The 12,054-nt window shown below is 70.4% G+C and carries 9 protein-coding genes; 2 read left to right on the forward strand and 7 right to left on the reverse strand.

What is annotated here, in order from left to right; translation table 11 throughout:
• Nucleotides 1-491 precede the first annotated feature (491 nt).
• From VF746_18385 to VF746_18400, 4 genes are all read right to left on the reverse strand, one after another.
• Nucleotides 492-2,351 carry a DUF4157 domain-containing protein gene (locus tag VF746_18385; GenBank protein HEX8694396.1) on the reverse strand — a complete coding sequence of 620 codons (1,860 nt, stop codon included), beginning with the start codon at nucleotides 2,349-2,351 and terminating at the stop codon, nucleotides 492-494.
• A gap of 456 nt (nucleotides 2,352-2,807) precedes the next feature.
• Complete coding sequence (locus tag VF746_18390) at nucleotides 2,808-3,257, reverse strand: nuclear transport factor 2 family protein (GenBank protein HEX8694397.1); 450 nt, start codon at nucleotides 3,255-3,257, stop codon at nucleotides 2,808-2,810.
• Nucleotides 3,258-3,348: 91 nt separating this feature from the next.
• A complete protein-coding gene (locus VF746_18395; GenBank protein ID HEX8694398.1) occupies nucleotides 3,349-3,753 on the reverse strand; it encodes a VOC family protein in 405 nt (134 codons plus the stop codon).
• Between the two features lie 111 nt (nucleotides 3,754-3,864).
• Complete coding sequence (locus VF746_18400) at nucleotides 3,865-4,443, reverse strand: hypothetical protein (protein ID HEX8694399.1); 579 nt, start codon at nucleotides 4,441-4,443, stop codon at nucleotides 3,865-3,867.
• Here VF746_18400 and VF746_18405 point away from each other — a divergent pair.
• Together VF746_18405 and VF746_18410 are read left to right on the forward strand one after the other, a co-directional pair.
• The gene (locus VF746_18405; GenBank protein ID HEX8694400.1) at nucleotides 4,442-5,545 is read left to right on the forward strand and encodes a BtpA/SgcQ family protein; all 1,104 of its coding nucleotides are present in this window, start codon (nucleotides 4,442-4,444) and stop codon (nucleotides 5,543-5,545) included. The two genes, VF746_18400 and VF746_18405, sit on opposite strands and share 2 nt — an antisense overlap.
• Nucleotides 5,542-6,141, forward strand: coding sequence for a hypothetical protein (locus tag VF746_18410; protein HEX8694401.1), 600 nt, complete (start codon nucleotides 5,542-5,544; stop codon nucleotides 6,139-6,141). Before VF746_18405 ends, VF746_18410 begins: the two co-directional genes overlap by 4 nt.
• 137 nt (nucleotides 6,142-6,278) lie before the next feature.
• Here the strand turns inward: VF746_18410 and VF746_18415 are convergent, their stop codons facing one another.
• From VF746_18415 to VF746_18425, 3 genes are all read right to left on the reverse strand, one after another.
• Nucleotides 6,279-8,579: a ribonuclease H-like domain-containing protein gene (locus VF746_18415; GenBank protein ID HEX8694402.1), complete on the reverse strand. Its 2,301-nt coding sequence runs from the start codon at nucleotides 8,577-8,579 to the stop codon at nucleotides 6,279-6,281.
• 137 nt (nucleotides 8,580-8,716) lie between these two features.
• Nucleotides 8,717-10,390 carry an ABC-F family ATP-binding cassette domain-containing protein gene (locus VF746_18420; GenBank protein ID HEX8694403.1) on the reverse strand — a complete coding sequence of 558 codons (1,674 nt, stop codon included), beginning with the start codon at nucleotides 10,388-10,390 and terminating at the stop codon, nucleotides 8,717-8,719.
• Nucleotides 10,391-10,597: 207 nt separating this feature from the next.
• Nucleotides 10,598-12,004, reverse strand: coding sequence for a multicopper oxidase family protein (locus VF746_18425; GenBank protein HEX8694404.1), 1,407 nt, complete (start codon nucleotides 12,002-12,004; stop codon nucleotides 10,598-10,600).
• Nucleotides 12,005-12,054: the final 50 nt, after the last annotated feature.

Genomic DNA, 12,054 nt, shown 5'->3' on the forward strand with positions numbered 1-12,054 from the left:
GCTGGAAGGCACCTTCACACCCTCGCGTCGGCCGGGAGACGATCTAAGTAAGTGCTCGAAAGTTCTGTCGACTTTCAAGTCCTGAGTGCTAAGTGCTAAGTGCTGAACTGCGCAGATGATACACGATTCAGCAACTCAGCACTCGGCACTCGGCACTCAGCACTACCTACTTCGCTGGAGCCATGGGGGCGTGGTGGGCGAGTCGGCCACCGTGTGCGCGCCTCCCGGCCATCGCCAACGCGGTGGTGGACGCCCTGTCGCACTCGGGCGTGACGCACATCGACGTCCCGATCACCTCCGAGTAGGTGTGGAAGATCCTGCACGAGAAGGGTGGTTGAGTAGCGGAAGCGGCGAGACCGGTGGAGCGTCGGCGGAGAGCAGTAGTGTCGGCGTGCCCACCGGGGTGGAGCGAGGCGGCGAGTCGGATTGCAACGGGGGTCTGCCGCGAAAGGAACCGGGTATGGGGCTCCCTTCCCCCCTGGTGACCCCCGTCAATTTCGCTTCATTGCCGCCGTGACTTTCCACTGTTGCGCATAAGCGTCCGCTTCGGTCAGCAGTTCTCGATAGGCTACCTCCAGTTCTGCGGCGATGCTGCGGGCATCCAGATCGATCAATTCGAATTCGGTGATCAGCGTCCGACTGGTTGTTTGCCGTTGAACGAGGTCCACCATTTCGGTGGCGTTCGTTTTCAGCGCCTTCAGGTGAGTAACCATCCGGGATCGGCCTTTTTGGGCGGACACGCGTGCGATTTCCGTATCCAACCGCGGTATCAGGTTCTTCTTGACGACATCTATTGCAGGCTGGAGTTTGCTTGTGTCCCAGCTTCCTTTCTTCCGTTGCTTCGCTTCCTCCCGGATCGTGGAGAGGGCGTCGTGGGTCTTGCGGTCGTAATCATAAATCAGATCTTCCAATGGCCTCTCTCGATACCAGTCCTGTACCTGCTGCACCTCCTGATTGTGTTCCGTGACCCTTTTCCGGAAATCTTGCTGTTGCTTTGAAGTAGTCTTGGGATCTACGCCTTTGCGCTTATCCATCGTCTCGCTCACAAGCTCGGCAAAACTCGCGGTTTCGGGATTGAGAGCGGCCAGCGGCTTCGCCTTCGCCTCTTTTGCGATCTCTTCAGGAATGCCCACATCCCAGCGTATCGTCCTTTCCGATTTCCCCTGACCGGCGAGGAGCCGGGCCATCTTGAAATACTGCTCCGCGTGGCGGGCTTCATGGTAGATGGATTCCACCAGTTCCGTCGACTGCTGTCTGGTCAGCTGCCCGATGGTCAGAGGCCCGGCTTTTCCGGTATACGCGGTCGTGTTCACGCGCATCCTCCAGGCGATCGGCCAGAAGTTCGCGATCGTGTCGATGGGCTCCACTCTCAGTTTCACGGCTGGGATGTCCATCGCCCGAAGCTCGTCGTTACATACGTCCAGAGCATAACGAGCCAGGACTTCGAACGATTTACTTCGATTTGCCCTGTCACTCTGGAATGCCTTCACTTTCGTTGCATAGCCGCCGACGTTCTGGCTTGTTGCCAGGCCAAAATCCACCTGCCGTTGAATCGATGTCTCCGAGGTGTGGCGAAGGCGAGCAGGCGAATGGCCGAACAGCCGAATCGAGGACGGACCCCGTTTTTCATCACGTGGACTAGCGTAAGTCCCATCCGCACCTGTCTGCTGCACCACGTGCGCCAGCTCATGGGCAATCAGCCGGCGACCCTCGTGTGTTTCCGGAGCGAACCGGCCGGCACCGAAAACCACGTCGGATCCCACGGTGTAGGCATGGGCGTTCAGATCTTGAGCAGATTGCTCTGCGAGACCCCCAGAATGCAGCCGCACTCGCGAAAAGTCGTGGCCCAAGCGCTGTTCCATGTCTTGCCGCAATGCCGGCTCCAGCGGCCTGCCGGGACTGGCAAGGGCCTGGTCTACGCTGGCGGGCGCCGCATCCCTCTGCCCGTTCGGTTGCCCGGAGAAGCGCTGGATACGTGGTGGCGCGCCGCTGACGGCGGTAGCGGCCGGCGTCGCCATCGCCTGATCGGCAACACGGTCTGCCTCCTGCTCGTATTCGTCTCCCGGCTGGTTGATCTCCAGCTTCGTCTGTATCGCTCCTGCTGCAGGAGTATGTACGGGGGTCTGGCTATGATCGTGCTCAAAGTGAGGTGATGTCGGACCGCTCGATCCATCGAGCTCTTCAGCATGAGTCCGCGGCGTCCTTTGCACCGTCAGAATCCCCGTCGCGAGTTGCAGGAGCAGGTGAGGAGGTGCCGCATGATGGGTTGTGGACGCTGCCGTGCCAGGCCGGGCAAGGCTGGAGGATACTGGCTTTTGAGCTTGCTTCTGCTTTTGTGCAAAGGCTCGCATGTCTGATTCCTATTTTGCCGCGGATCTGCCGCCCAACACGTAGCAGGTTGCGCCTCGCAGCGCGTGCGCAGATGCTCACCTTCCCACGCGCAGCCCGTCACCCGCTCGGATACACGAATGCAACCTACACCTCGTCCACCTGACTTCTCCGATGATACGGCGCTACACCGCGCCAAACAACACAAACATCAGACCCAGGCTGCTGGATTGTGTCCCGAGGCGCGGGCCGTTGCGGAGTGCGCCATCCACCGCGAGGCAAGGCGTGGCGCTGGAGAACGTGCACGACGTGCCCTGCCCCGCGCGGCCGCCGGCACCCTGTCCGCCATCGTGAATGCGGTGGTGGATGCCGTGTCGCACCTGGACGTGATGCACATCGACATCCAGGAATCACGCCCGGGAAGGTCTGGGAAGATCTCCGCCCTGAGCCTGCGCCGGCCTGCGTCGCCCGCAGCCGGGTCACGCCAGCGCGCCGCCGGCATCCGGGCCGGCGGGCACTTCGCTGATGTGCCCGCCGACCACCTTCCAGGAGCCGCCGTCTTCACGCGCCCACACCCGCGTGTACCGGTACGTACCGCGCAGCAGCGTGCCGGCGACTTCCACGGCCAGCCGCGCACGGAGCGCGGCAACGGCCACGTCGGCACCGATGCGGCGCACGCGCAATTCCTCGGGCACGTGCTCCCGGAAGCGGACCACTCCGGATCCGTGCGCAGCCAGGTCGCCGGCCTTCGTCGCGAGCTGGCCGTCGGGGCCGGTGAAGAGGAGCTCTTCGGCGATGAGAGGATCGAGCGCGGCCAGGTCGGCGGCCAGCTGGGCCGCGCGGATCCGGGCCTCGCACGCGACGATCTCGGGTGCGTCTTCGCCGACGAGAACGGCCCGCATCACGGCGACGCCGTCGAGATCCGTCATGTCGGGGGCGAAAGGTGCGGGGACGATCCTGTCGAGTCAGGCAACCGGCCTGACGCCCGCCGCGACGCGCGAGGAGCCGCAATCGAGGCCCTCATGTGGATGCAGGTTGATGGAGGAGCATCCAGGACGTCCCGAACCTGTCGCGGAGCATGGCGAAGCGGTTGGCGAAGGGCGTCTTCTCCATCTTCATGAAGATCTCGCCCCCGTCCGCGAGCAGGGCGTACGTGCGCTCGGCGTCCGCTTCACCGTCGAAAGTGAGGGTGAGATAGGCGCTGCGCATGGGCTCGGCTTGGGGAACGTCCGCACCCATGAGCACCGTCGAGCCGATCTCGATCCGGGCGTGAAGGACCCTGTCCTTCCAGTCGGCCGGCAGCGAGGGATTGGGCTGCTCCCCATGCCGGGCGATCCCGGTGATCCTGCCGCCGAGGTGCCGCTCGTAGAAGCGAAACGCCTGCTCGCAGTTGCCGCGATAGTTCAAATAGACGTCCAGTCGCATCGCGTCACTCCGTCCACCCCGTGGGTCGCCGCCACGGTCGCAGGGTCCGCCCGGATGGATCGGGCGCCGTGTTGCCGCCCGACCAAACAGCGGGCGGGATTCCCGATCCGGTCAACGCGACAGCGTCTCCCAATCGTACGCCATGGCCTCGACCCGGCCAGGGCTCGAGGCGAGCCGCCGCTCGACCACTTCGAGCCGGCGGTCCCGGTCGTTCCACCGGTAGGTGACGCGGCACTGGTCCGGTCCGGCGCCGTCCGGACAGTAGCCGCCGTGCTGCATCGTGACCAGACCCTCATCCACCGGGGTGAAGCCGTGCATCTGCTGCTCCAGGAGCAGCCGCACGGGACCGCCGCTCCCGATCCAGAACTGCACCAGGACGCCTCCGGTGCCGCTGAACCGGGTCGGCCCGAGACCGCAGCGGACGCGTCCGAAGGTGACGGCCACCTCGGCCAATCCTCCGCCGGTGATTTCGATGGGGATGAACGCATCGTCGGGGACGGAGATCGTGCCGCACTCCGCACCGTAGCTCGTCCTGGCATCCTGCCGGACGACCGCCTTGAGCCGAGCCATGTGCGCCCCGGGATCGTCGCTCTCGCGTCCGACGAGGACGGTGGGCCGATCCGGATCGCTCGTCGATCCCACCGTACATCCGGCGAGGAGGAGCGCGGCAACGGCTGAGCGGAAGCGCATGGCTGTTCGTGCGTCGCGTCCTGACGGAACCAGGCCCGGTGGCGCGGGTCCGGGCGCCGGAGTCACGAGGGAGCGAAAGCCCTTGCGTTCCTTGCGCCACCTGCCCCTTCGCGGGATACTACGCCGCCGCACCGCACCCATCAAGACGAATGCCGGCTGCCCATGTCGAGCGCCACGGGCGGCTTTCCGCCATCCTCTCCCCCGGGTCGCTTCGCACTGTAGATTGTGCCGCGGCCAGTTTCCGTCCCTCGAGCGACAGCTCGCCAGGACGCGGGCATTCTCCGCCGCCACCCTCTTCCGCAACCGTCCCTTGTTCGCTTCACCGAAGCCGGTCATCGCGATGGTCCACGTCGGCGCGCTCCCCGGAACGCCGGCGAGCCGGGAGACGCTCGGCGAGCTCGAGGCGCGGGCGGTGGCGGAGTGCGCCGTCTACCGCGAGGCGGGGGTGCACGGCGTGGCGCTGGAGAACATGCACGACGTGCCCTACCTGCGCGGCGGCGTGGGCCCGGAGATCACGGCGGCGATGACGGTGCTGGCGCGGGCGGTGAAGGAGGCGAGCGGGCTCCCGTGCGGGATCCAGATCCTGGCCGGCGCGAACCGCGAGGCCCTGGCCGTGGCGCACGCCGCGGGGCTCGACTTCGTGCGGGTGGAGGGGTTCGCGTACGCGCACGTCGCCGACGAGGGAATCATCGAGTCGTCGGCGGCACCGCTGCTGCGCTTCCGCCGGCACATCGGGGCCGAGCGGGTGCAGGTGTGGGCGGACGTGAAGAAGAAGCACGCCTCGCACGCGCTCACCGCCGACGTGGGCATCGGCGAGACCGCCGGGGCGGCGGAGTTCATGCGCGCCGACGCCGTGATCGTCACCGGCTCGGCGACGGGCGAGCGCCCGAGCCTGCGGGACATCGACGAGGTGCGCGCGCGCTGCCGGCTGCCGCTCTACCTCGGCTCCGGGATCACGCCGGAGAACCTCCGGGAGTACTACGCCGGCGCGGACGGGTTCATCGTCGGCTCGGCGTTCAAGGTGGACGGCCGGTGGCACGGGGCCGTGGACCCGCGCCGCGTGGAGCGGTTCATGGCGGCGCACGCACAGTGCGGGGGATGATGGACGCGTTCTCCTACCTGGTCACCTTCATCGCCCTGATCCCCGCGCTCGCGCTCACGCGCGTGCTGGGCGGCCTGGCGGACCTGGTGCAGCACCACCTGCGCCCCGGCTCGGGCCGCGTGCGCTGGTCCGGGCTGTTCGTGTTCTGGGCGCTCAGCCTGGTGCTGTTCAACGCCTACGAGTGGTGGCTGCTCTACGGGTGGCGCCACCAGGCGCCGTTCGGCTTCTGGCTCTTCGCGTTCCTGCTGGTGAAGCCGTCGCTGCTGCTCTTCATGGCGCGCCTGTTCATGCCCGACGTGGAGCCGGGGACGAACATCGACCTCGACACGCACTACTTCGGCGTGGTCCGCTGGGTGGTCCCGCTGATGGCGCTCTACATCCTCCTGGACATCCCCGACACGCTCCTGCACAGGCGCGAGCACTTCGCCCGCCTGGGCGGGGTCCGCTACGCCGGGCTCCTGGTCGGCTGGATCGCAGTGATCTACGTGCCGCTGCTCTTCACGCGGCGCCGCCGGGTGCACTGGCTCCTGCTCGGGCTCGGCTTCGGGGTCGCCCTGCTCGTCCAGACCATCTTCAACACGGCGGTCATCTCCTGAGCCCGCGACGGCCGCCTTCGATCAGCGGTGGAGAGTCGAGCATTCTGAAGGACCGGGACGCGGCCTGAGCTCGTAGCGCGCTGCCGGACCGGGCGGGCTTTGCCGCCGCCGGGAGTTCCCCGATCAACCCGCCCGCGTCACCGGCCCGGCCCCGGGCGCGGGACGAGCACCGGCCGCATCGCCGCGGTGGGCGGCGCGAAGAGCGACAGCTGGTCGGGGTCGGCGAACACCGCGGCGAAGTCGCCCGGCGTGAGCGCGCGCGCGAGCCGGGCGGCGTAGGTGTCGCGCAGCACACGCGCGTAGTGCTCCACGTCGTAGTCACGCCGGTCAACAGACCCGGGCGCTTCGTCGGCCGGCGCGGCCACGGCGCACCCGCCGCCCTGCGTGCGGTAGACGCGCACCCGCTCGCCCACGCGCCATTGCGTGCGCCCGCTGGCGAGCAGCGCCTCGTAGGCGAGCTCGCGCCGCGTCTCGCGCGTGGCGGCGTAGCGGGCGGGCGACTTGGTCAGCCGCACGCGCGACGAGACGTCGAAGGTGGGAAGCTCGCGGCGGCGCAGCGCGTCGAGCGTGGCCAGGTACGCCTCGCGCACCCCGCCCAGGTCGCCCGCGAACAGCCGCACCAGCGCGCGGCGCAGGAACGCCTCGCCGAACGGCTCCGCGCGGCTGGAGCGGAACGCCACCCCGCGCAGGGTGAGCGTCCCGTCGTAGCCGAGCAGGGCGTAGTTCTTCGGCTCGTGCGACAGCATCGCCGCGTAGCGCCCCTCGAGCTCGAGGTGGACCAGCGGCGGCAGGAGCGCGGCCACCTCGGCCACCACGCGCCGCTCCTCGGCCTCGCCCCACCCCTCGGGGACGGCGAAGTAGACGCCGTCGGTGTCGGCCTCCAGCAGCGTCACCCCGCGCGCAGCGAGCTCGCGGCACATCAGCGCCAGCGTCTCGCGGCCGCGGCGCGTCACCTCGTTGGCGGCGTGCACGTCGGCGAAGCGCGTCAGCTCGCCCCCCGCGGCCAGGTAGCCGTAGGCCGAGTTGACGATGAGCTTCATCGCCGCGGAGGTCGCCTCGTGCGTGTGGCGCTCGGCCGAGCCGGGGGGCGCCGCCCGCGCGCTGGCCTTGGCCGCCAGCCGCTGCTCCACCAGCCGGTCCACCAGCGCCAGCAGCGCCCCCAGATGGTCGCGCGCCGGGCCGATGCGGTAGGCGCGCATGAGCGACGGGTACAGGCTCGCCACGTCGGCCTTCACCACGCGCCACGCCACGCCGGTGGCGAAGAGGTGGAGCGCGGCGCCGCTGTGGGGCGTGCCGTCGCCCGGCCGGTGCGCGGGGAGGGCGGCGCCCGCGCGCAGGTAGGCCCGCACCAGCAGCGGGTCGATCACGCCGGTGGCCGGGCCGGCGTCGGCGAGCCGCTCGTAGCGGCGCGGGGCCATGCGCGCCAGGGCGAACGCGGCCCCGCCCAGCAGGCGCGAGATGGCGGCGGTCTCCTCGACGTCGTCGGTGGCGTAGCGGCGCACGCGCTCCGGGTCGCGCCGCCAGACGGCGTAGACCTGGCTCCCGGGGACGTACTCGCGGTCCGGCACCGCCACGCCCAGGTGCCGCGCCACCACCTTGAGCCCGTGGCCCGGCAGGTCGCGCGCGGCGAAGTCGTAGCGCTGCACCGCGTCCAGCGTGTCGATCAGCTCGCGCCCCGGGGCCACCAGGCGCACCCGCCGGCCGGCGTCGCCCTCGCGCGCGGTGCCGCGGCGGGCGGCGCGCTCGCGCACCCCCAGCTTCCCCAGGCGGCCGAGCGCGAGCGGCACCCCCAGCCGGCGCGCACGGTGCGCGAGGAAGGGGAGGTCGAACCCGTGCAGGTTGTGGTTCTCGATCACGTCCGGGTCGGCCGCCCGCACCACCTCGACCAGCCGCCGGATCAGGCCGGCCTCGGCCGCGTCGCCGGCACCCTCCGCCTCCAGCACCTCGGTGGCGCCCGACGGATGGCGCACGGCGACCATGAAGACGCGGTCGCGCGCGGGGTCGAGCCCCGTGGTCTCCAGGTCGAACTGCAGCCGGTGCAGCTGGTCGAAGGCGAGGCCGCGGAAGTACGTGCGCCCCGTCGCCACCAGGTATTGCTCCTCGGGCGGGAGCGCGAGCACGCCGGCCTGGCCGAGCTCGCGCAGGTGCCCCACGCGCCGCCCGAGCCGGTGCGACGCGCCGTGCAGCACCGCCGCCGCCAGCGCCCTGCCGTCGGCGGCGGAGACCAGGAACCGCAGCTCGCCGGGGCCGCCCAGCTCGCGGACCCAGACGTCGGCGCCGGCGTCGCCCCCGGGCCCGAGCCGCGGGCCCAGGTGGCGCAGGTCGTCCAGGCGGTCGAGGAGGATCCAGGGGCGGAACCGCTCGTCCTCGCGCACCAGCGCGCCCGTCTCCGGGAGCCTGCGCCAGACGATCGCGCGGCCGTCCGGCTCGGCCCACACCGAGACGATCCCCGGCGTGGGGTCCCACCCCCACAGCCATTCATCCTCGCGGAGGCCGGCTCTCGAGGGCTCCAGGGGCGGACCTCCCCGGGAAGCGCCGGCCTGTCCCGCGTTCGCGCCCGCAGCCGGGAGACCGTTCAGGCTTCCAGCAGCTCCTTCCGCTTCCCCTTGCGCTCCTCGCGCCGGGCCTTGAGCACCACGGTGTCGGCGTCCAGGTGGTCGTCGCCGCAGGCGTGGACGTACTCCTCGTAGGTGCCGTGGTAGTCGCGGATCCCCTCGCGGGTGATCTCCACCACGCGGGTGGCCAGCCGGCCCACCAGCCAGCGGTCGTGCGACACCAGGATCAGCGTGCCCTCGTAGCCCTGCAGCGCGGCGACCAGCGCCTCGATCGACTCCAGGTCCAGGTGGTTGGTGGGCTCGTCGAGCACCAGGACGTTCGGCCGCTCCAGCGCCAGCCGGCTGAACACGAGCCGGGTGGCCTCCCCGCCCGACAGGGTGGAGAGGCGCTTCTCCCCGTCGTCGCCGGAGAAGAGCATCAGCCCCAGGTGCCCCCGCACGAAGCCCCGGTCCTTCCCCGGGCAGAAGTCCCAGAGCCACTCCTCCGCCGTGCGCTCGGGGTCGTCCAGCTGCTCGTGGTGGTCCTGGGCGAAGTAGCCGGGGTGGGTCTCGTACCCCCACTCCACCCGCCCCTGGTCGGGCCGCAGCTCGCCCATCACGATCTTGAGCAGCGTGGACTTCCCGATCCCGTTGGGGCCCAGGATGACCAGGCGGTCGCCGCGGGCCACCCGCAGGTCCACCCCGTGCAGGACCTCCGTGTCGCCGAACGCCTTGCGGAGCCCGGTGACCGCCAGCACCTCGCGCCCACTCGGGCGCCGCTGCTCGAAGCGGAACTTCGGGTAGCGCCGGGAGCTGCCGGGGAGCTCCACGAGCTCTTCGGCCTTCCTCTCGATCATCCGCAGCTTGCTCTGCGCCTGCCGGGCCTTGCTCGCCTTCGCCTTGAAGCGGTCCACGAACTTCTGGTGGTGGGCGATCTCCTTCTGCCGGCCCTCGATCTCCTTCTCCTTGCGCTCCCGGTCTTCCCGCTTCTGCTCCAGGAACTCCGTGTAGTTGCCCCGGTAGAGCGTGACCGTCTGGTAGTCCACGTCCAGGATGTGCGTGGCCACGTTGTCCAGGAAGCGGTGGTCGTGCGAGACGACCGCCACCGGGCCCTCCTGGTCGCGCAGGAACTTCTCCAGCCAGCGGATGGAGAGGACGTCGAGGTGGTTGGTGGGCTCGTCCAGGAGCAGGGCGTCGGGGGCGCCCGCCAGCACCTGCGCCAGGAGCACCCGCAGCTTGAAGCCGCCGGAGAGGGTGGACAGCGGCTGGCGGTGCACCTGCGCGGGAAGCCCGAGCCCCTCCAGGATGGTGGCCGCCCGCGCCTCGGCGGTGTACCCGTCGAGCCGCTGCACCGTCTCTTCGAGCGCCGAGAAGCGGTCCGCGTCGAAGTGCTCGTGGGCCCGGGCCAGGAGCGCCTCCTTCTCGACCATGGCGTCCCAGAGCTCCGGGTGCCCGCGGAGCGCCACGCCCAGCACCTCCTCGTCCTCGTAGAGGAACTGGTCCTGGCGCAGCACCCCCAGCCGCAGCGACTTCGGGATGGAGACGGCGCCCCGGGTGGGCTGGGCGTCGCCGCTCAGGAGGTTGAGCAGCGTGGTCTTGCCGGAGCCGTTGGCGCCCACGATGCCGTAGCGCTCGCCCGGGTTGAGCTGGAACGAGGCGTCGGCGAACAGCACGCGGTCGCCGAATTCCTTCGCGAGATTGGAGACGGAGATCATTCCGGAGGATACAGGGGGAATCGCCATCGACGGCGGGCACCGGCGGACCCGGCGGGTCGCGCGCGCCGGCCCGGGACGCTGGTACGCCGCACGCCCGGGTTCGTTCGTCCCGGAGCCGCGCCGCCCGGCGGCTCGAACCGTCCCGCGAGCGCCGGGCGGCGCGCCGACCCGGGTTCCTGCTCCCTCGACCCGGACGGGCGCGGCCCGCTACGGCACCACCTCGAAGTGGGCCATCATCCCCCCGGCGTGGTGCTCCAGGATGTGGCAGTGGTACATCCACTCCCCCGGCCGCTCGTCGGGCATCCAGGCGATCCGCACCCGGCCGCGGGCCGGCACGTTCACCGTGTCCTCCCAGGAGAGGAACTCCGGCGGCCGGCCGTTCACCTCCAGCACCTGGAAGAAGTACCCGTGCAGGTGGAACGGGTGGTCGACCGGCGTGGCGTTGACGATGTCCCACACCTGGAGCTCGCCCAGCCTGACCGGGTCGGCCCGGTGGTGCGACTCGCGGTTGATCACGAAGTCGACGCCTCTCCGCGGGCTCACCTTGAAGCCCAGGCGCACCTCGCGCGTGGGGGCGGCGGGCCCCGTCACCAGCGGCTCGATGTGCCGCAGTCTCTCCGGGATCACCGCCCGCGAGGCGGCGGCCGGGCCCACCCGCAGCGTCGCGAACAGCTCCTCGCGCTTCGCCCGCTTGAACGAGCCCCGGCGGTAGCGGAGCGACTCGACCCGCAGCGTCTCTCCCTCCGCGAAGGGCCCCACGGCCAGGTCCACGCGGTCCGCCGGCGCGAGCAGCACCTCGCTCGCCGTCACCGGCGCGGCGAGGAGGCCGCCGTCGGTGCCGAGGATGCGGAAGGGCGCGCCGCCGATGGACAGCCGCACGTAGCGCGCGCTCGCGGCGTTCACGATCCGCCAGCGCTCCACCTGGCCGGCGGCCATGGCGAGCTCGGGCTCGCTCCTGCCGTTCACCAGGCGCACGCCCCCCTGCCGGCCGTCGTGCCGCTCGATCCACCCGCCCGGCGGCTCGATCCGCCCCGCGCGGTCCAGCGCCACGTCGTCCAGCACGAGCACCCGCTCCGCGTCGAGCTCCGGCTCGCCGGGGCCGCGCACCACCAGCGCGCCGTAGAGCCCGCGCTCCAGCTGCACGGTCTCGTTCAGGTGGGGGTGGTACCAGAAGGTGCCCGCGTCGGGGAGCACGAAGCGGTACGTGAACGTCTCGCCGGGCGCCACCGGGCGCTGGACGTTCTCGGTGCCGTCCATCGGCGGGGGGAGCCGGAGCCCGTGCCAGTGGATCATGGTGGGCTCGGGGAGCGAGTTGCAGAGGCGCACCTCCAGCACGTCGCCCACGCTCGCCTCGATCACGGGGCCGGGCACCTGCCCGTTGTACCCCCAGGCGCGCGTCGGGCGCCCCGGGACGAACTCCCACTCCGTCTCCCGCGCGTCGAGTTCCACCGTGACGACCTTCCCGCCGGGCGCGGGCCGGGCCGCGTCGAGCGCCGCCCGGTACGCCGCGAGGGTCTCGCCCGAGGGCTCGTGCACCATGTGCCCCGCGGCGCCGTGGTGGTGATCGTGGCCATGGCCGTGTCCGGCGTGGTCGTGCTGTGTGTCGGATCGCATGTGAAGCCTGATGGATGGGGTGGTCTTCACCGGGGGAGCGGACGATCGTC

The organism is Longimicrobium sp. (genome assembly GCA_036389795.1).
GTDB lineage: Bacteria > Gemmatimonadota > Gemmatimonadetes > Longimicrobiales > Longimicrobiaceae > Longimicrobium.

Excerpts from the sequence above, each read along its gene's own strand:
- VF746_18385 (HEX8694396.1), bottom strand. The coding sequence starts at position 2,351 with ATGCGAGCCTTTGCACAAAAGCAGAAGCAAGCTCAAAAGCCAGTATCC.
- VF746_18390 (HEX8694397.1), bottom strand. The coding sequence starts at position 3,257 with ATGACGGATCTCGACGGCGTCGCCGTGATGCGGGCCGTTCTCGTCGGC.
- VF746_18395 (HEX8694398.1), bottom strand. The coding sequence starts at position 3,753 with ATGCGACTGGACGTCTATTTGAACTATCGCGGCAACTGCGAGCAGGCG.
- VF746_18405 (HEX8694400.1), top strand. The coding sequence starts at position 4,442 with ATGGCTGTTCGTGCGTCGCGTCCTGACGGAACCAGGCCCGGTGGCGCG.
- VF746_18400 (HEX8694399.1), bottom strand. The coding sequence starts at position 4,443 with ATGCGCTTCCGCTCAGCCGTTGCCGCGCTCCTCCTCGCCGGATGTACG.
- VF746_18410 (HEX8694401.1), top strand. The coding sequence starts at position 5,542 with ATGATGGACGCGTTCTCCTACCTGGTCACCTTCATCGCCCTGATCCCC.
- VF746_18420 (HEX8694403.1), bottom strand. The coding sequence starts at position 10,390 with ATGATCTCCGTCTCCAATCTCGCGAAGGAATTCGGCGACCGCGTGCTG.
- VF746_18425 (HEX8694404.1), bottom strand. The coding sequence starts at position 12,004 with ATGCGATCCGACACACAGCACGACCACGCCGGACACGGCCATGGCCAC.